The following is an 18,853-nucleotide window of genomic DNA, read 5'->3' on the forward strand; positions in this document are numbered from 1 at the left end:
AGCACCGAACATTCGCCGGTGTACTGGCCTCTGACCAAGCGAACCTGGTAAGAAGTGCTCCTTAGAAAGGAGGTGATCCAGCCGCACCTTCCGGTACGGCTACCTTGTTACGACTTCGTCCCAATCGCCAGTCCCACCTTCGACAGCTCCCTCCCACAAGGGGTTGGGCCACCGGCTTCGGGTGTTACCGACTTTCGTGACGTGACGGGCGGTGTGTACAAGGCCCGGGAACGTATTCACCGCAGCAATGCTGATCTGCGATTACTAGCAACTCCGACTTCATGGGGTCGAGTTGCAGACCCCAATCCGAACTGAGACCGGCTTTTTGAGATTCGCTCCGCCTCGCGGCATCGCAGCTCATTGTACCGGCCATTGTAGCACGTGTGCAGCCCAAGACATAAGGGGCATGATGACTTGACGTCGTCCCCACCTTCCTCCGAGTTGACCCCGGCAGTCTCCTGTGAGTCCCCATCACCCCGAAGGGCATGCTGGCAACACAGAACAAGGGTTGCGCTCGTTGCGGGACTTAACCCAACATCTCACGACACGAGCTGACGACAGCCATGCACCACCTGTATACCGACCACAAGGGGGGCACCATCTCTGATGCTTTCCGGTATATGTCAAGCCTTGGTAAGGTTCTTCGCGTTGCGTCGAATTAAGCCACATGCTCCGCTGCTTGTGCGGGCCCCCGTCAATTCCTTTGAGTTTTAGCCTTGCGGCCGTACTCCCCAGGCGGGGAACTTAATGCGTTAGCTGCGGCACCGACGACGTGGAATGTCGCCAACACCTAGTTCCCAACGTTTACGGCGTGGACTACCAGGGTATCTAATCCTGTTCGCTCCCCACGCTTTCGCTCCTCAGCGTCAGTAATGGCCCAGAGATCCGCCTTCGCCACCGGTGTTCCTCCTGATATCTGCGCATTTCACCGCTACACCAGGAATTCCGATCTCCCCTACCACACTCTAGCTAGCCCGTATCGAATGCAGACCCGGGGTTAAGCCCCGGGCTTTCACATCCGACGTGACAAGCCGCCTACGAGCTCTTTACGCCCAATAATTCCGGACAACGCTTGCGCCCTACGTATTACCGCGGCTGCTGGCACGTAGTTAGCCGGCGCTTCTTCTGCAGGTACCGTCACTTTCGCTTCTTCCCTGCTGAAAGAGGTTTACAACCCGAAGGCCGTCATCCCTCACGCGGCGTCGCTGCATCAGGCTTTCGCCCATTGTGCAATATTCCCCACTGCTGCCTCCCGTAGGAGTCTGGGCCGTGTCTCAGTCCCAGTGTGGCCGGTCGCCCTCTCAGGCCGGCTACCCGTCGTCGCCTTGGTAGGCCATTACCCCACCAACAAGCTGATAGGCCGCGGGCTCATCCTTCACCGCCGGAGCTTTTAACCCCGTCCCATGCGGGACAGAGTGTTATCCGGTATTAGACCCCGTTTCCAGGGCTTGTCCCAGAGTGAAGGGCAGATTGCCCACGTGTTACTCACCCGTTCGCCACTAATCCACCCCGAAAGGCTTCATCGTTCGACTTGCATGTGTTAAGCACGCCGCCAGCGTTCGTCCTGAGCCAGGATCAAACTCTCCGTGAATGTTTACCCGTAATCGGGTGCACACATCACGAGAGCGGAACAACCGGTCGGAATAAGACCCGTTGTTCACAGCGTCCTCGCTGTGTAATTGCCTGCCGGCCACCGAAGTGGACCCGCAGGACTTTCAAAGGAACCACCAACCTGCCGAAGCAGGCCGGGGTATCAACATATCTGGCGTTGACTTTTGGCACGCTGTTGAGTTCTCAAGGAACGGACGCTTCCTTCGGTCCCGTATCACCGGGGCCCTCCGGGCGCTTCCCTTCGTTTACTTCTTTTGTCTCGCTGTCTTGCGTTTCCGACTCTATCAGACTCTTTCGTGTCCGATTCCCGGTCGAAGCGGGTCTCGCATCCCGCCTTCCAGGTCCCTCGCTTTCGCGTTTTCCCTTTCCGGCGAGTCCGACTCTATCAGATCCTTTCGGGCCTGATTCCCAGTCAGCGGGGCTTGTCCTCCCGGCTGTTGGGCCGTTCCGACGCTCAAACTCTAGCGGATTCCCCCGGCGGCTCATAATCGGGCCTTCGTAATGAATTCCGGCATGCCGAAATCATCCCGAGTGGGAGGTGGTGCTGAAGTTTGGGTGCCGCGTCCGCGGCGGGATCGGCTGCCCCGGAACCGTTCGGCTCCGTGACAACTCGGAGAACTTTACGGATCCACCAGGGGTGTGTCAACCCTCCCCCGGTGGCCTCCGCAGGGCCTCTGTCCTGCGCCTTCAGTCCAGGTCGGTGAGCCGGCCCCCGGCGTCCGGCTGGGCGTGTTCCACGCGGCGCAGGAGGCGGACCAGCAGCTCGCCGAGGACGCCGCGCTCGTCTCCGGAGAGGTCCTGGAGGAGGTCCTCCTCGAAGTCGCTCGCCATGCGCATCGCCTCGAGCCACTTCGTACGGCCCTCGTCCGTCAGCTCGACGATGACACGGACCCGGTTGTTCTCGTCGCGGTCGCGGGTGACCAGGCCCTCTCCGGCCATCCGGTCGATGCGATGGGTCATCGCGGCCGGGGTGAGGCCGAGACGCTTCGCCAGCTCGCCGGGGCCCAGGCGGTAGGGGGCGCCGGCGAGGACCAGGGTCTTGAGGACCTCCCACTCGGCGTTGCTGATGCCGAGCGCGGCGACCTGTCTCCCGTACGCGACGTTCATCCGGCGGTTCAGGCGGCCCAGCGCGGAGACGACCTGCTCGACCTGTGGGTCGAGGTCGCGGAACTCGCGCTGGTAGGCGGCGATCTGTTCGTCGAGGCTCGGCTCGCTGGGGCCGGGCTCCTCGGTGCTCTCAGACATGGCGGGCAGTATGGCACGCCCCCACCCCCTGAAGTCCTTCGATCTGTAGTTTTCACCTTCTAAGTTTAGTGCTAAAGTCTTCGAGTCTGATTTCTTCGTGTCAGGTCTCGGCGCTCCGCGTTCGAGGCCTTCGATTTCTTGAGGTAGGTGAGTGTGACCAGGGAGATGGGCGCAGCGCTGCGGCGGATCCAGCTGGGCAGCGCGCTGAGCGCGTTCGGGCTCGGGTTCACCGTCCCGTATCTGTACGTCTACGTGGCGCAGGTACGGGATCTGGGCGCCGGGACGGCGGGAGTCGTCCTGGCAGCCTTCGCGATGGCAGCGCTGGCCGTCCTGCCGTTCACCGGGCGGGCCATCGACCGGCGGGGCCCGTTGCCCGTGCTGGTGGTGGCCTCCGTTCTGGCCTCCGTGGGCGCGGCGTCCCTGGGGTTCGCGAGCAGCGTTCCGGCCGCCGTGCTGTCCGCCGCGGTCCTGGGCGCGGGCACGGCCGTCATGCAGCCGGCCCTCGCCACGATGCTCGTGTGGTGTTCCAGCACCGCGACCCGTACGCGGGCTTTCGCCACGCAGTTCTTCCTGCAGAACCTGGGACTCGGCCTCGGCGGGCTCGTCGGCGGGCAGCTGGTGGACGTGAGCCGTCCGGCGAGCTTCACGATGCTCTTCCTGATCGAGGCCGTGATGTTCGTGGTGCTCGGCGTCGTCGTGACGACCGTGCGCATGCCCCGTCCGGCTTCGCTCGGCGGGATCCGCCCCGCGGACGGTGCCGCCGCGAAGGGCGGGGGCCTGCGTGCACTGCTCTCGCACCGCGCCATGGTGCAGCTGTGTGTGCTGGGGTTCGTGCTGTTCTTCGCCTGCTACGGGCAGTTCGAGTCCGGCCTGGCCGCGTACGGCACGGAGGCCGCCGGGATCGAGCCCTCCACCCTCGGCTTCGCGCTGGCCGCCAACACCGCGGTCATCGTCGTCGCCCAGTTCGTCGTACTGCGGCTCGTGGAGCGGCGGCGGCGCAGCCGGGTCATCGCCGCTGTCGGCCTGATCTGGGCGTTCGCCTGGATCGTGGCGGGGTACGCCGGGCTCGGCCACGGCAGCCAGACCATGGCGACGGCGGCGTTCATCTCGACGTACGCGCTGTTCGGGCTGGGTGAGGCGATGCTGTCGCCGACCGTCGCCCCGCTGGTCGCCGATCTGGCGCCGGAGTCGATGGTCGGGCAGTACAACTCGGCGTTCGCCCTGTGCAAGCAGCTCGCGCTCGCGGTCGGTCCGGCCGTCGGCGGGCCGATGGGGGCGTCGCTGCACGGCCCGTACATCGTGACCTTCGTGCTGTTCTCGCTGGGCATCACCTGGCTCGCCCTGCGGCTGGGGCGCCGGCTCACCCCCGTACAGGACCAGCCGTCGCTCGCCCATGTCCCGTCGCGCGTGGTGGCGGTGTCACTGCCCGAGGGCGGGGAGGGCGCGGAGGCCGGAGGCGCCGGGTCCGGGTCTCCCTCGGCCTCCGCCGCCGCTCCCGCCGCCCACTGACGGAGCGGGCGCTGCTGGTGCGGCCGCCCTGCTCACCGTGGCAGGGCGAACTCGCACCAGACCGCCTTGCCGCCGCCCGGCGTGCGCCGGCTGCCCCACGAGGTGGCGATCGAGGCGATGATCGAGATGCCGCGTCCCGCCTCGTCCGCCGGTTCGGCCTGGCGGCGGCGCGGCAGGTGGTCGTCGCCGTCGGTGACCTCGATGATCAGGCGGCGGTCCGTGCGGCGCAGCCCCAGGCGCATCGGCGGGGTGCCGTGCTGGAGGGAGTTCGCGACCAGCTCGCTGGTGGCGAGGACGCCCAGGTCGCGGAGCTCGACGGGGAAGCGCCAGGAGGTCAGGACCCCGGTGGCGAAGGCGCGGGCGCGCGGGGCGGCCTCGATGCCGCCGAGGAGATCGAGCGCGGCGTTGTGGAACAGCTCCGCGTTCGGTCCCGTCCGGGCGGGGTGCTGGACCACCAGGACCGCCACGTCGTCGTCGTGCTCGGCGGTCACGCCGAGGGAGCGGATCAGCCGGTCGCAGACCACCTGCGGTGATCCCTTGGCGCCCGAGAGGGCGCGGGCCAGTGAGGCGACGCCCTCGTCGATGTCCTCGCTGCGCCGTTCGACCAGGCCGTCCGTGTAGAGCACCGCGGTGGAGCCGGGCGGCAGCGCGATGGTGCCCGAGGTGTGGACCCAGCCGCCGGTGCCGAGCGGGGGGCCGGTGGGGTCGGCGGCGCGGTGGACGGTGCCGTCCTCGTCGCGGACGAGGATCGGGAGGTGTCCGGCGGAGGCGTAGACGAGCTGCCCCTCGTTCGGATCGTGGACGGCGTAGACGCAGGTCGCGATCTGGCTGGCGTCGATCTCGGCGGCGAGGCCGTCCAGCAGCTGGATCACCTCGTGCGGCGGGAGGTCGAGCCGGGCGTAGGCGCGTACGGCGGTGCGGAGCTGGCCCATCACGGCGGCGGCCCGGACCCCGCGGCCCATCACGTCGCCGATGACGAGGGCGGTGCGGCCCGCGCCGAGGGTGATGACGTCGTACCAGTCGCCGCCCACCGCGGCGTCGGTTCCGCCCGGCTGGTAGGTGGCGGCGATGCGGAGGTCGTCGGGCTGTTCCAGCTCCTGCGGGAGCAGGGAGCGCTGGAGGGTGACGGCCGTTTCGCGGTGGCGGCGCTCGCTGGTGCGCAGGCGTTCGGCGGCTTCGGCGTGGTCGGTGACGTCGGCGGCGTAGACGAGGACGCCGCCGCCTTCTCTCCTGGCGTCGGTCCTGCCGTCTCCTCCCTTGTCCGCTCCCCTGTCCGTTTCCTTGTCTGCTCCCCTGTCCGTTCCCTCGCCGTCTCTCCTGTCCGCCGTACCTCCCTGGTCCGCTCCGTCTCGCTCGTCCGCCGTGTTGCCCCAGGCGGCGACGGGGGTGCAGGTCACGGTGTACGAACCGCCTTCGGCGGTCCTGCGGGACTTGACCGTCCGGGCGGTGCCGCTGCGCAGCACCTGGTCGAGCAGCGGGACCACGCTGAGCTGGGTCAGCTCGGGCATGGCCTCGGCCGCGGGAACCCCGCACGGGCGTGGGCCGAACGCGGCCTCGTACGCGTCGTTGACGTACGCGACACGGTGGTCCGGGCCGTGCAGCAGGGCGACGGGGGCGGGGAGCCGGGCGAGGATCTCGCGGGCGGAGAGGTCGTCGAGGGCGGGTCCGGGCAGGGCCTCCGTCGAGGCGGGTCCGGAGGGCGCCGGGGAGGCGTCGTCCGGCAGGGCGGGCGAGCTGTCCGCCCGGGCGGACTCGGCTCGGGCCGCCGGCACGGAACTACGGTCGTCCCGGGCGGCGGCTCGACGCTGCGTTCCGGGAAGGCGGGCGCTCCAACGCGTGAAGTTCACGGTATTTCTGGCCTCGTGTGTCGGTCTGGTCCGCTCGGGCGGGCTGCTTCTTCTGCCGTGTTCGGGGGCACCGGGGGCCATGCCCCCGGGAAGGCGCAGCCGGGCCTCGTCGTTCTGTTGGTGCGTCGCTGCTGGTCACTGTTGGTCACTGCCGACCGGGTCACTCTGTGCAGGTGTGGGCCCACCTATGGTCACACGTCCAGTGTGACCGACCGTACTGACAGTCGCCGCCCCGTCGCCTTTCCGACCTTCGATTCCGGCCCCGGATCGGTCCGTTGCCGGCCTTCGTCGGATGCGCGAGATGTGCGGCCGGAGCCCCTTGTCGACTGCCCGGCCGGGGCGCCGTGCCGGGTGCGTCCCGCCGGGTGCGTCCTGTCGGGTCCGTCCTGTGGTGTCGCTCAGCTGTCCGTAGCTGTCGGTCAGCTGTCCGTCCGGCGGTCGTCCGGCGGTTCTCCGGGACCTTTCGGCCGGCCGGGGCCGGGGAGCCCCGAGGTCCCGGAGCCGCCGCCCGCAGCGAGTTCGAACTCGGCGCGTGGGTGCTCCAGCGAACCGAGGGAGACGATCTCGCGTTTGAAGAGGCCGGACAGGGTCCATTCGGCAAGGACGCGCGCCTTCCGGTTGAACGTCGGGACCCGGCTGAGGTGGTACGCACGGTGCATCAGCCAGGCGGGGTAGCCCTTGAGCTTGCGACCGTAGACGTGCGCGACGCCCTTGTGCAGGCCGAGGGAGGCGACCGATCCGACGTACGCGTGTCGGTACTCCTTGAGCGGCCGCCCGTCGACCGAGGCGAGGACGTTGTCGGCGAGGACCTTCGCCTGGCGCACCGCGTGCTGCGCGTTGGGGGCGGTCTCGCGGCCCGGTTCGGCGGCGGTCAGATCGGGTACGGCCGCGGCGTCGCCGGCGGCCCAGGCGTGCGGCATGCCCTCGACGCCGAGGGTGGCGGTACAACGGAGCCGGCCCCGTTCGGTGAGGGGCAGATCGGTGGCGGCCAGCAGCGGGGCCGGTTTCACGCCCGCGGTCCACACGAGGGTGCGGGTGGGGAAGCGGGAGCCGTCGCTGAGGACGGCGACGCGGTCCTCGCAGGTGTCGAGACGGGTGTCGAGGCGTACGTCGATGTTCCGGCCGCGCAGCTCCCCGACGGCGTACGTGCCCATGGCCTCGCCGACCTCGGGGAGGATGCGTCCGGAGGCCTCGACCAGGATCCATTTCAGGTCGGCCGGCTTGATGTTGTGGTAATACCGCGCCGTGTAGCGGGCCATGTCCTCCAGTTCGGCCAGCGCCTCCACGCCCGCGTAGCCGCCGCCGACGAAGACGAAGGTCAGAGCGGCGTCGCGGATCGCGGGGTCGCGGGTCGCGGAGGCGATGTCCATCTGCTCGATGACGTGGTTGCGCAGCCCGATGGCCTCCTCGACGGTCTTGAAACCGATGCCGAATTCGGCGAGACCGGGGACGGGCAGGGTGCGCGAGACGGATCCGGGGGCGATGACGACCTCGTCGTACGCGATCTCCAGGGCGCCGGTGCCGTCCTCACCGGTGGCGAGGGTGGTGACGGTCGCGGTCCGTTTGGCGTGGTCGACGCGCTGGGCCTCGCCGATGACGATCGTGCAGTCGTTCAGGACGCGGCGCAGCGGCACGACCACGTGGCGCGGCGAGATCGAGCCGGCCGCCGCTTCGGGGAGGAAGGGCTGGTACGTCATGTACGGCTCGGGCGTGACGACCACGATCTCGGCGTCGCCGCTCTTCAGTCTCTCCTTCAACTTCCGTTGGAGACGCAGCGCTGTGTACATCCCGACGTAGCCGCCGCCGACGACGAGAATGCGCACACCTGGCCGGGTGCCGGGGGTCGTCCCCCGGGAATCTGGAGCCATCACCACCCCATGACGCAACGGAGTCAGTGGTTTGTCCACAGGCCCGGCAAATTGTGTGACTGGAGGTTTCCTCGCGGTCCTCGGGGCGCGTGGGAGGCGAGGAGCGACAGCCGCGCAGGTCAGGCGCTACGCACGCGGTAAGTGGAGGGGTGATGTTCCGGTGTCGACCGGATCTTGGTCCGATCGGGGGGCGCCCCATGCGGAACTACCCCCTTCTGAATTGACGCGGGCTCAACTATGTTCGTAACCCGTCGGGGTGTCGGGTGCGGATTTCGTTGTGCTCCGCTCCCCGACCGAAACGGCGGGAAGTCTCCGGGGGGAGACGTCATAACCGGGGGAAGTTATGCATATTCAGGATAAGCATGGCCAGACTGCGCTCTCGCGCGCGTCCGAGGACCAAGGACGCCTCGGCTCCGTGGGAGCGCTCGGCGTCATGAGCTCGGCGGACGCCGTGCGTTCCGCGGCGGCGGTGAGCGCCGCGACGATGGGTTCGGCCGCGGCCGGACACGCCCCGAGCGGGGCGACGACGTCGGGAACGGCGACGACGGGAGTGGCGGGGACCGCGAGCGCGCCGCGCTCGGCTCCGCTGCGCGTCGACGCACAGCGCAATCTGGAGCACGTGCTGCGGGCGGCTCGCGAGGTGTTCGGGGAGCTGGGTTACGGCGCTCCGATGGAGGACGTGGCGCGGCGCGCGCGCGTCGGCGTGGGCACCGTCTACCGGCGGTTCCCGAGCAAGGACGTGCTGGTGCGCCGGATAGCCGAGGAGGAGACCTCCCGGCTGACCGAGCAGGCGCGTACGGCGCTGGGGCAGGAGGAGAAGCCCTGGTCGGCGCTCTCCCGCTTCCTGCGTACGTCCGTGGCGTCGGGCGCGGGCAGGCTGCTGCCGCCGCACGTGCTGCGGGTCGGGGCCGACGGGGAGGAGCCGGGTGCGCCGGCGGCTTCCGGGGCGACGACGGCTCCGGGCACGGTGGACGAGACCCGCGTTCCGCAGCAGCGGCAGGGAGTGGGCCAGGACGACGTCCGCGTCGTCGGCCGGCGCTCCGGGGGCGCCGACGGGTTCGACGGCCTCGGTGAGGACACCGGGGCGGCCGAGCTGCTGGAGGTCGTGGGGCGGCTGGTGGACCGGGCGCGGGACTCCGGTGAGCTGCGCCGGGACGTGACGGTGGCCGATGTGCTGCTGGTCATCGCCACGGCGGCTCCTTCGCTGCCGGACGCCGCTCAGCAGGCCGCGGCCTCGGCCCGGTTGCTGGACATCCTGCTGGAGGGGCTGAGGTCGCGTCCGGCGTGACGTCGGTGGCCCCGGGCCCCACTCGCCCTGGCATCGGGCGGCCGTCCCGCATGGGTGATCCCGCACCGGCGATTCCGTGTCGGCCGTCCCGCACGGGTCGTCCCGCATCAGTCGTCCTGGTCTCTCAACGGTCCACGTCCGTCCGTCCATCCATCCGTCGGTCCATCCATCCATCCGTCCCGCCCGCAGCGCCAGGCGGGACGGGGCGGGTGCGGACGGGCGGGTGCGGACGGGCCGGTGCGCGCGGCCGGTGCGGGCGGCCGGTGCGGGCGGCCGGTGCGGGCGGCCGGTGCGGGCGGCCGGTGCGGGCGGCCGGTGCGGGCGGCCGGTGCGGGCGGCCGGTGCGGGCGGCCGGTGCGGGCGGATCCGGAGGGTGAACGCTGCGCGGGCTCCGGGGGACAAATCAGCGGAGAGTCATTCCCCAAAAGCAGGGCCTCTAGTACTCGCATTCGAGAAGACGCCCCGGATGAGTGGTTGGCGGGGCTGAGCCGCCAGCGCGATTGAGCCATGTGGCAGTCTTGGCCGGTATTCGGGTCCAAGGGTGTTTACGGGGGCTTCCGCGATGAGCGGTAACGAGCAGCAGGAAGAGCCGCTCGGCGAGATCGCGGCGGCGGACAAGGACACGAAGGCGGACGGGCCGTCCGCCGGGCAGGTGCCGACCCAGGCCGTGCGCGGCCCGTCGGACGGTACGGCCGAGGGCGGCACCGTCCTGCCCGGCCCGTGGCCCGCCGTCGTCGAGGAGGACGCCTCCGGCGCGGTCGACGCCCACGCGGTTCCGCAGCAGCGCGCGGGCCGCGGCGGGGCCCCCGGTCTCGGGCTCTCCGACGCCCGGTTGATCGAGGACATGCGCGCCGGCGACGACCAGGCCTACGAGGAGCTGTTCCGGCGGCATTCGGGCGCCGTCCTGCGCTACGCCCGCAGCTGCTGCCGGGACGCGCACACCGCCGACGACCTGACGGCCGAGGTGTTCGCGCGCACGCTCCAGGCCGTGCGGGGCGGAAAAGGCCCGACGGAAGCGGTCCGGGCCTACCTGATGACCGCCGTCCGCCATGTCGCCGCCGCCTGGACGAAGAGCGCGAAGCGTGAGCATCTCGTCGACGACTTCGCGGTGTTCGCCGCCCAGGCCTCCCGTTCCTCCGAGCTCTCCGCCGACGACACCCTCGACCTCGGCGCCGACGTCCTCGCGATGCACGAGGCCGAGCAGACGATGGCGATGCAGGCGTTCCGGAGCCTCCCGGAGCGCTGGCAGGCGGTCCTGTGGCACACCACGGTGGAGGAGGAGTCGCCGAGCGAGATCGCCCCGCTGTTCGGCCTCACCGCCAACGCCACCGCCGTCCTGGCCAGCCGTGCCCGTGAAGGGCTCAAGCAGGCCTACCTCCAGGCCCACGTCAGCCAGGCGCTCACCACCGGCGGGGACTGCGCGCAGTACGCCGACCGGCTCGGCGCCCACGCCCGGGGCGGTCTGCGGACCCGCGCCGAGCGCGGGCTGCGCAAGCACCTCGAAGCATGCGCCAAGTGCCGTTTGGCCGCAGGCGAGTTGGACCATGTGAACGCCGGGATTCCGGCGCTGCTGCCCGTCGCGGTCATCGGATGGTTCGCCGCCGGGTATGCGCTCAAGACCGCCGGCGTCGTGGTCGGCGGCGCGGCCGGGGCGGCCGGGGCGGGGGCCGCCGCGGCGGCCACCGGGTCCGGTTCGGCCGGTGGGGCCGCCGGAGGCGCGGCCGCCTCCGAAGGTCTCGGCGCACCCGCCAAGGCGGGGATCGCCGCCGCCGTGGCGGTGGCCGCCGCGGCCGGTCTGGTGTGGGCGCTCGTCGGCGACGACCGGCCGAAGCCGGAGCCCAAGCCGGTCGCGAAGCCGCCGGTCGTGGCGCCCGCCGTGCCCACGCCGCCTCCCCCGCCGCCCGCGAAGCCGACCCCGAGGCCTCCGGTCGCCCCCGCACCGCCCGCGCCGCCGCCCCCGGCCCCGTCCGAGCCGGCCCCGAAGCCGACGCCGAGCCCCACACCCTCCCCCGAGCCGCCGCCGAAGCCCGCGCCCCCGGCTCCGAGCCCGCCGCCGTCCCCGAAGCCGACGCCGAAGCCGCCGAAGCCCACTCCGCCCCCGCCCGCCCCGGAGGTGTACCAGGTCAGCGAGCTGGCGTACTCCGTGTTCGGCGACAGGAGCGAGCCGGAGATCGTGATGGGGCGGAGCAGCTGGGTCTGGCAGCGCTCGAACGTGTCCATCGCCTCCACCCGTTACGCGCACGGGGTGACCGTGCACGCCCGCTCCTCGGTGACCATCCAGCTGAACCGGTCCTGCGCGCGCTACGAGGCCATGGTCGGCGTGGACGATCTGACGATGGGGCTCGGCGCCGTGCGCTTCTCCGTGTTCGGCGGGGACGGGGCCCGGCTGTGGCGCTCCCCGGTGCTGGAGGGCGGCGATCACGCCGTCCCGGTGAGCGTGGACATCGCCGGCCAGTCCTCGATCCGTCTCGTCGTGGAGCCGGAGACGCCGTTCGGAGAGGTGGCTCTGGCCGACTGGGCGGAGTCCCGGATCAGCTGCGCCTGAGCCGTACGCACACCCCCGGGCCCGGCGCTTACCGGTGTCGCTTTCCGGCCAGGACCGAAGCGTTTCCGGTCAGGGCTGGAGCGTGCGCCGGGCGGGGGTCACACCGCCCGCGACCGCGCGCTGGCGCGGAGCGGCGGTACCGGTCCAGCAGGTGCCGCGCCGGGCCAGCAGGCGGCGCAGCCACAGTTCGGTGGAGGCCAGGTCCGCCAGGCCGTCCAGGGGCAGCGGCTCGCCCTCGGAGGCGGCGCGCAGGGCCTTGCGGACCACCCGGGCCTCGACCAGGCCCGCGTCGGCCAGCAGCGGCGCGTCGAAGAGGGCCATCAGGTCGGGCAGCGCGATGCGCAGGCCGGTGCGGGTGACGGCGGTGGAGGTGGCCTGGGAGGGCGTGCCCCAGCCGGGCGGCAGATCGTGGATGCCCGCCCCGCCGAGCACCCGGCGCAGGATCGCGGCCCGTGCGCCGGGCTGGACGCGCAGGGACTCGGGCAGGGCGCGGGCCGCCCGGACGACCTGGTTGTCGAGGAACGGGGCGTGCAGGCGCTGGCTGCGGATCTCCGCGGCCTGTTCCAGGATCCGGTGGTCGGCGGCCCCCCGGGCGAGGGCCGCGCGGGCCCGGGCCTCCCCCGGGCGCTGCACGGAGGTGGGCCGGATCGCCGCCTCCTGGAGGCGAACCGATACTTCGGCCAGTGCCTCCCCCGTCAGCCAGCGCGCCGCCGGTCCCGGGCGCGACCAGGCGAGGGCGGCGAGCGAGGCGTCGGCGGGGGTGGCGAGGCCGGGGGCGTGGCGGTTGGCGTCGGGGAGGAGTCCGGCGGCGGACTCCAGGCCGGTGCGGTACGACGTACGGGCCAGGCGGCGGGCGGCGCGGTAGACCGTCAGCGGGACGAACAGGGAGTGCGCCGTGGGGCCTTCGGCCTTGGTCAGGGCGGCGACGGGGCGCAGCAGGTGGCGTCTGCGCCGGTCCATCAGGAGGTCGGCGAGGCGGGCCGGGTGGGCGTCCAGGACCTGTCGGGCCCCGCTCCCGACGAGGTGGTCGGCGCTGCCCGCGGAGAGCCGGCGGCGGTGGCGTTCGGCGAGGACGAGGGAGGGGGCCGGTTCGTCGGTGAGCGGGCCGGTCTCCAACGAGGCGTACGGCAGGGCCTCTTCGCCCGCCGCGACGACCACGTGGTGCAGGCGCGGGTTGGCGGCGATGGCGCGGGCGCGCTCCAACTCGTCCTCGTTGCCGCGGGTGGTGAGGTCGTTGAAGGTGACGGCGAGGAGGCGTTCGCCCGCGCCGGTGCCGTGGCCGAGGAGGGTGCCGGGGAGGCCGGGCAGCCCGGAGGCGAGCAGGGCGAGGGTGGCGGAGGCACTGCCCCCGGAGAGGTCGGCGCCGATGCCCGCCACGGGGCCGCCCCGGGCCGCACGCCGGTCGGCGGGGCCCATGCCGGGGACCGGTCCCGGGTCCGGCGGCCGGGATTCCGGCGCGTGGCGCGGGGCCGTGAGCCGGGCGCGTACGGCTTCGACGAGCGCGTCCCGTACGCCCTCCACGGCGTGCACCGGGTCGGCCTGGGGTGCGGCGACGGCGAGCGAGGCGACGGCCTCGTATCCGGTGATCTCCCGCGAGCCCTCCCGCAGGATGAGCGCGTGGCCCGGCGGGACCCGCTTCACGCCCACGTAGGGCGTGCCGTCGCCGAGGGCCTCGGGGGTCTCCGGGCAGGCGAGCAGGGCGGCGAGGTGCCCGATGTCCAGCTGGGCCTCGATGAGGTCGGCGAGCGGCAGGGCGGCGGTGGCGAAGGCGGTGCCGTTGGCCCAGGGGGTGTGGAAGACGGGCCGGGCTCCGGCCAGGTCGCCCGCGACGGTGATGCGGCGGCCGATCTGCACGACGGCGGTGTAACTGCCGGGCCAGGCGGTGAGATGGCGCATCGCGCCGCCGCGTGCGGCGAGCAGTCCGACGCGCAGTTGCTCGTCGGTGGCGCCGCAGCAGCCGAGGACCGCGAGGCGGGCGGTGGGCGCCCCTTCGGGGGTCGCGACGCCGATGACGCGGATCTCGTCGGGCCGCCAGTCGCCGACCGCCCACAGCGGATCCGGATCTCCCCACAGGAGTTGGGAGCCCACGGGGTGAACCGTGCGCCCCTCTCCGCCGTTTCCGACGGCTCCGACGGTGCCGAAGCTCGCGGCGATACTGCTCCATCCCACCAACCAACGCATCGCCGCCTCCACAGGCTGTGGACAAACGGCGCACTTGACGAGCGAAACGCCGCTGCGGGACATGCTGCCACGACAATGCCGCAGGAGAGGGTGTACGGGCAGCGCACGCCGGAAGAGCATGCGCCCCTGGCAAAGGCCCGGTGTGGCCCTCACCGCTGCGACGGCAACGGAACGGTCGGTTCCGGGAGTTGCGGAGGCGGGGCCTTCCGGCCTCCGCGCCGCCCCGGCCCGCCCCCGTGGGAGGGGAGGGGCCGGCGCCGCCCGGAAACAGCGCCGATATCCGGCCATAGTCGGACCGTTGGCCAGACCCTCACCGGACCGTCGCTATTCGGCCATTCTCTCGAAGCGCCACCCTGCGCGCATGTCGTGCCGCGCCCCCCGGCGGACCCTTCCACGCACAGTCCGGGAGGTGGGCCTCACCTCCCGGACCGGTCCACCGCCCGCGGGGAATGGAGCGGCGGTTTCCCCCAGCCCACTGAGTCCAGTGCAGCGGGCCGACCCACGCAGGTCCCAGACAAGCGTCACAGCGACGGCCGGGCCAGAGCGCACGGCCAGGCGCACGGCCACACACCGGGAGCACGCCGGACCCCGGCCCGCGCACCGCCGCCCGGGCGGCCCGGGCCGCCCGCACGGACAACAATCCCGCCATCCGGACGTCTGCCCCTTAACGGTAGGGATAGGGAGAACTACGCTGTGTTTACTGGTGTTCTCGGCAGGGGGGCATATTCCTCGGGGCTCGGCCACATGCGTGTGCAGGCGGAGTACGGAGGCTCGAACCTGGGGAGGCATCGGTACGAATGCCGCGCGCCGTCCTCGGTGACGCGGCGGCTGTCTGTGTGTCGAGGGGTGGCGCATGTCCAGGGAGCAACGCGGGCCGAACGAGAAGCTCGGCACGGTTCTCGCCCTCGCGGGAATCAGTAACGCCGGGCTCGCCCGGCGGGTCAACGACCTCGGAGCACAGCGCGGTCTGACACTTCGCTACGACAAGACCTCGGTGGCCCGGTGGGTCGCCAAGGGAATGGTGCCGCAGGGCGCGGCGCCGCATCTCATCGCGGCGGCGATCGGGGCCAAGCTCGGCCGGCCGGTCCCGCTGCACGAGATCGGCCTCGCCGACGCGGACCCCGCCCCGGAGGTCGGCCTCGCCTTCCCCCGGGACGTGGGCGAGGCGGTCCGGTCGGCGACCGAGCTGTACCGGCTGGATCTGGCCGGGCGGCGGGGCGGCGGCGGGATCTGGCAGTCCCTGGCGGGATCGTTCTCCGTGAGCGCCTACGCGACGCCCGCCTCGCGCTGGCTGATAACCCCCGCCGATCCGTCGGTGGCCCGGGACCCGACGGCGGCGCAGGCCGCCGTCCTCGGGGCGCGCGGCGGCGGATCCGAGAGCCCCGGCGGGGCCGGCGCCCGCGGACCGGGCGCCGCTCCGGACGCCCGGGGCGCACACCTCCTCCACCCCGGCGCGGCGGGCTCCGTCCCGCTCCAGCCCGGCCCGGAGGCCGTGGCGGACGCCTCACCGCTGCGGGTCGGGCACAGCGATGTGTCGAAGCTGCGTGAGGCGGCGCAGGACGCCCGGCGCTGGGACTCCAAGTACGGCGGCGGCGACTGGCGCTCCTCCATGGTTCCCGAGTGCTTACGCGTCGACGCCGCACCACTGCTCCTCGGCTCGTACACCGACGAGGTCGGGCGGGCCCTGTTCGGCGCGTCGGCCGAGCTGACCCGGCTGGCCGGCTGGATGGCCTTCGACACCGGCCAGCAGGAGGCCGCCCAGCGCTACTACATCCAGGCCCTGCGCCTGGCCCGGGCCGCCGCGGACGTCCCGCTCGGCGGCTATGTCCTCGCCTCGATGTCCCTCCAGGCGACCTACCGCGGCTTCGCCGACGAGGGCGTCGACCTCGCCCAGGCGGCCGTCGAGCGCAACCGCGGCCTCGCCACCGCCCGCACCATGAGCTTCTTCCGGCTGGTGGAGGCCCGCGCCCATGCGAAGGCGGGCGACGCACCGGCCGCGGGGGCCGCGCTCAAGGGCGCGGAGAGCTGGCTGGAGCGGTCCCGGACCGGCGACTCCGACCCGCCCTGGCTCGGCTTCTACGGCTACGACCGGTTCGCCGCCGACGCCGCCGAGTGCTACCGGGACCTGAAGGCCCCCCGCCAGGTGCGGCGCTTCACCGAGCAGGCGCTGTCCCGGCCGACCGAGGAGTTCGTCCGCAGCCACGGCCTGCGGCTCGTCGTCTCCGCCGTCGCCGAGCTGGAATCGGGCAATCTGGACGCGGCCTGCGCGGCGGGCACCCGGGCGGTGGAGGTCGCGGGCCGGATCTCCTCGGCCCGCACCACGGAGTACGTGCGCGATCTGCTCCACCGCCTGGAGCCGTACGGGGACGAGCCCCGCGTAGCGGAGCTGCGGGAACGGGCCCGCCCCCTGCTGGTCACCCCGGGCTGAACAGGACCGGGCAAGGCCGAACCGTAACGATCAGCGCGGAACCAGACCGAACCAGACGGAACCAGACCGAACCGGGTGACGGAAGCCGCTCGGCGGGCCACCCGCCGGGCGGAGTGTGCGGCACGCCCTGCCCGGCGGGGGTTTGAGCCGGTTGTCAGTGGGTCAGTGCACTATCGGGGTGGGAGGTGGCGTGATGATGACGCACGCGGCGTACGACTGCGATGTGCTGGTGATCGGCGGCGGGATCGTCGGTCTGTCGACCGCGTACGCGCTTCTGCGGTCCGCGCCGGGCACCCGGGTGACGGTCCTGGAGAAGGAGGGCGGCCCCGCCCGCCACCAGACCGGCCGCAACAGCGGTGTGATCCACAGCGGCATCTACTACCGCCCCGGTTCCCTCAAGGCCCGGTACGCGCTGCGCGGCTCCGCCGAGCTGGCGGACTTCTGCGCCGAGCACTCCATCGCCCACGCCACCACCGGGAAGCTGATCGTCGCCACCGAGCGCTCCGAGCTGCCCCGGCTGCACAGCTTGGTGCAGCGCGGCCGCGAGCACGGGCTGCCCGTGCGGGAGCTGGGCCCCGCCCAGATCGCGGAGTACGAACCGGAGGTCCGGGGCCTCGCGGCGATCCGGGTCGGCACGACGGGCGTCTGCGACTTCACGGCCGTCGCCCGGCGCTTCGCCGCCGAGATCACCGCCGCGGGCGGCGTCGTGCGGTACGGCGCGGAGGTCACCGCGATAGACCGGCGCCCCTGGGGCGTGGCGGTGCGCACGGCGGACGGCCCGGTCGTCCGGGCCAGGGTGCTGGTCAACTGCGCGGGCCTCCACTGCGACCGGGTGGCGCGTCTCGCCGGGGACGACCCGGGGGTGCGGATCGTGCCGTTCCGCGGCGAGTACTACACGCTGGCCCGCCCCGAGCTGGTGCGCGGCCTGGTCTACCCGGTGCCGGACCCGGCGTTCCCCTTCCTCGGCGTCCACCTCACCCGGGGCTTCGACGGCTCCGTCCACGTCGGGCCGAACGCGGTCCCCGCCCTGGCCCGTGAGGGATACACCTGGCCGCAGGTCCGCCCCGCCGAACTGCTGTCCACGCTGAGCTGGCCGGGCACCTGGAGAATCGCCCGCAGGCACTGGCGGTACGGGGCGGGCGAGGTGCACCGCTCGCTGTCCCGGTCCGCGTTCACCCGGGCCGTCCAGCGGCTGCTGCCCGCCGTCACCGAGGACGACCTGCGCCCGTCGCCCGCCGGGGTCCGGGCCCAGGCGGTGCTGAAGGACGGCACGCTGGTCGACGACTTCCTGATCCGCGAGGCCCCGCACACCGTGCATGTGCTCAACGCCCCGTCGCCCGCGGCGACGGCGTGCCTGCCCATCGGCCGGGAGGTGGCACGGCTCGCGCTGCGCCGGGCTCAGGGGACGGGGTGGAAGCCGCCCGCCGTAGAATCCGGTCATTGTGTCTGAGCAGCCCTTGAACCCCGCCTCCGCCGAAGCCCCCGCCGACGAAGCCGCCGCACTGCGGGCCGCCTCCTTCGAGCGCGCGCGCCGACTGCGCCAGGAGCCCCGCTTCCCCGGCGGCCCCGCCGCCGACCCCGCCGGTTCGCACCACGAGCGCCGGATCCGCAGCTTCCAGCCGCGCCGCAGCCGGGTCACGACCGGCCAGCAGGAGGCCCTGGAGCGGCTGTGGCCGAAGTGGGGCCTGGACATCGACGGACAGCGCGTCCTGGACCTGGCCGAGATGTTCGACGGCCTGCCCGTCGTCCTGGAGATCGGCTTCGGCATGGGCGAGGCCACCGCGCAGATGGCGGCCGACGACCCGGGCACCGGCATCCTCGCGGTCGACGTCCACACCCCCGGCCAGGGCAATCTGCTGGGCCTCGCGGACAGGGCCGGCTCCACCAACGTACGGGTGGCCAACGGCGACGCGGTCATCCTGCTGCGCGAGATGCTGGCCCCCGAGTCGCTCGACGGCCTGCGGGTCTACTTCCCGGACCCCTGGCCCAAGGTCCGGCACCACAAGCGGCGCCTGATCCAGCCCGAGTTCCTCGACCAGGTGGCCCCGGTGCTGAAGCCCGGCGCGGTCGTCCACTGCGCGACCGACTGGGAGCCGTACGCCGAGCAGATGCTGGAGGTGCTCACCGCGCACCCCCGCTTCGAGAACACCGCGGCCGACGGCGGATACGCCCCGCGCCCCGCGTTCCGCCCGCTCACCCGGTTCGAGGGGCAGGGCCTGGACAAGGGGCACGTCGTCCACGACCTGCTGTTCGCCCGCGTCTGACGCATCGCTCGGCGCTCGGCGATCGGCCCACCGCACACAACGCCGTACGGCCGTGGGCTGGCCGGAT

Annotated in this window: 10 protein-coding genes and 1 rRNA gene; 6 read left to right on the forward strand and 5 right to left on the reverse strand. The window is 72.3% G+C overall.

Features of this window, described 5'->3' with window-relative positions; translation table 11 throughout:
• Positions 1-65: 65 nt before the first annotated feature.
• Both OG245_RS17435 and OG245_RS17440 read right to left on the reverse strand, forming a co-directional pair.
• A 16S ribosomal RNA gene (locus OG245_RS17435) occupies positions 66-1,591 on the reverse strand.
• A gap of 707 nt (positions 1,592-2,298) precedes the next feature.
• Positions 2,299-2,856 carry a MarR family winged helix-turn-helix transcriptional regulator gene (locus tag OG245_RS17440; RefSeq protein ID WP_007456156.1) on the reverse strand — a complete coding sequence of 186 codons (558 nt, stop codon included), beginning with the start codon at positions 2,854-2,856 and terminating at the stop codon, positions 2,299-2,301.
• 165 nt (positions 2,857-3,021) lie between these two features.
• Between OG245_RS17440 and OG245_RS17445 the strand changes: the two genes are divergently transcribed.
• Complete coding sequence (locus OG245_RS17445; protein ID WP_371627909.1) at positions 3,022-4,365, forward strand: MFS transporter; 1,344 nt, start codon at positions 3,022-3,024, stop codon at positions 4,363-4,365.
• Positions 4,366-4,397: 32 nt separating this feature from the next.
• Here the strand turns inward: OG245_RS17445 and OG245_RS17450 are convergent, their stop codons facing one another.
• Together OG245_RS17450 and OG245_RS17455 are read right to left on the reverse strand one after the other, a co-directional pair.
• The gene (locus tag OG245_RS17450) at positions 4,398-6,212 is read right to left on the reverse strand and encodes a SpoIIE family protein phosphatase (protein ID WP_371624442.1); all 1,815 of its coding nucleotides are present in this window, start codon (positions 6,210-6,212) and stop codon (positions 4,398-4,400) included.
• 419 nt (positions 6,213-6,631) lie between these two features.
• Positions 6,632-8,080: an NAD(P)/FAD-dependent oxidoreductase gene (locus OG245_RS17455; RefSeq protein WP_371624443.1), complete on the reverse strand. Its 1,449-nt coding sequence runs from the start codon at positions 8,078-8,080 to the stop codon at positions 6,632-6,634.
• A 343-nt stretch (positions 8,081-8,423) separates the two neighbouring features.
• Between OG245_RS17455 and OG245_RS17460 the strand changes: the two genes are divergently transcribed.
• Positions 8,424-9,368 carry a TetR/AcrR family transcriptional regulator gene (locus OG245_RS17460; protein WP_371624444.1) on the forward strand — a complete coding sequence of 315 codons (945 nt, stop codon included), beginning with the start codon at positions 8,424-8,426 and terminating at the stop codon, positions 9,366-9,368.
• Between the two features lie 562 nt (positions 9,369-9,930).
• Positions 9,931-11,913, forward strand: a complete 1,983-nt coding sequence (locus OG245_RS17465; RefSeq protein ID WP_371624445.1) for a sigma-70 family RNA polymerase sigma factor — start codon at positions 9,931-9,933, stop codon at positions 11,911-11,913.
• Between the two features lie 69 nt (positions 11,914-11,982).
• On the opposite strand, the gene OG245_RS17470 is transcribed toward OG245_RS17465, so the two are convergent.
• Positions 11,983-14,094, reverse strand: coding sequence for an asparagine synthase-related protein (locus OG245_RS17470; RefSeq protein ID WP_371624446.1), 2,112 nt, complete (start codon positions 14,092-14,094; stop codon positions 11,983-11,985).
• Between the two features lie 853 nt (positions 14,095-14,947).
• Here OG245_RS17470 and OG245_RS17475 point away from each other — a divergent pair.
• The 3 genes from OG245_RS17475 (at position 14,948) to trmB (ending at position 18,786) form a co-directional block, all read left to right on the forward strand.
• Positions 14,948-16,522: a sporulation protein gene (locus OG245_RS17475; protein ID WP_371624447.1), complete on the forward strand. Its 1,575-nt coding sequence runs from the start codon at positions 14,948-14,950 to the stop codon at positions 16,520-16,522.
• Between the two features lie 193 nt (positions 16,523-16,715).
• A complete protein-coding gene (gene lhgO / locus OG245_RS17480) occupies positions 16,716-17,972 on the forward strand; it encodes an L-2-hydroxyglutarate oxidase (protein WP_371624448.1) in 1,257 nt (418 codons plus the stop codon).
• Entirely contained in the window at positions 17,965-18,786 is an 822-nt protein-coding gene (trmB, locus tag OG245_RS17485) for a tRNA (guanosine(46)-N7)-methyltransferase TrmB (RefSeq protein ID WP_371624449.1), read from the forward strand. Before lhgO ends, trmB begins: the two co-directional genes overlap by 8 nt.
• Positions 18,787-18,853: the final 67 nt, after the last annotated feature.

Origin of the sequence: Streptomyces sp. NBC_01116, assembly GCF_041435495.1 — a bacterium.
GTDB lineage: Bacteria > Actinomycetota > Actinomycetes > Streptomycetales > Streptomycetaceae > Streptomyces.

What these genes read in the sequence shown, in the direction of transcription:
- OG245_RS17440 (WP_007456156.1), bottom strand. Translation starts at nt 2,856, where the DNA reads ATGTCTGAGAGCACCGAGGAGCCCGGCCCCAGCGAGCCGAGCCTCGAC.
- OG245_RS17445 (WP_371627909.1), top strand. Translation starts at nt 3,022, where the DNA reads ATGGGCGCAGCGCTGCGGCGGATCCAGCTGGGCAGCGCGCTGAGCGCG.
- OG245_RS17455 (WP_371624443.1), bottom strand. Translation starts at nt 8,080, where the DNA reads ATGGCTCCAGATTCCCGGGGGACGACCCCCGGCACCCGGCCAGGTGTG.
- OG245_RS17460 (WP_371624444.1), top strand. Translation starts at nt 8,424, where the DNA reads ATGCATATTCAGGATAAGCATGGCCAGACTGCGCTCTCGCGCGCGTCC.
- OG245_RS17465 (WP_371624445.1), top strand. Translation starts at nt 9,931, where the DNA reads ATGAGCGGTAACGAGCAGCAGGAAGAGCCGCTCGGCGAGATCGCGGCG.
- OG245_RS17470 (WP_371624446.1), bottom strand. Translation starts at nt 14,094, where the DNA reads ATGCGTTGGTTGGTGGGATGGAGCAGTATCGCCGCGAGCTTCGGCACC.
- OG245_RS17475 (WP_371624447.1), top strand. Translation starts at nt 14,948, where the DNA reads ATGTCCAGGGAGCAACGCGGGCCGAACGAGAAGCTCGGCACGGTTCTC.
- lhgO (WP_371624448.1), top strand. Translation starts at nt 16,716, where the DNA reads ATGATGACGCACGCGGCGTACGACTGCGATGTGCTGGTGATCGGCGGC.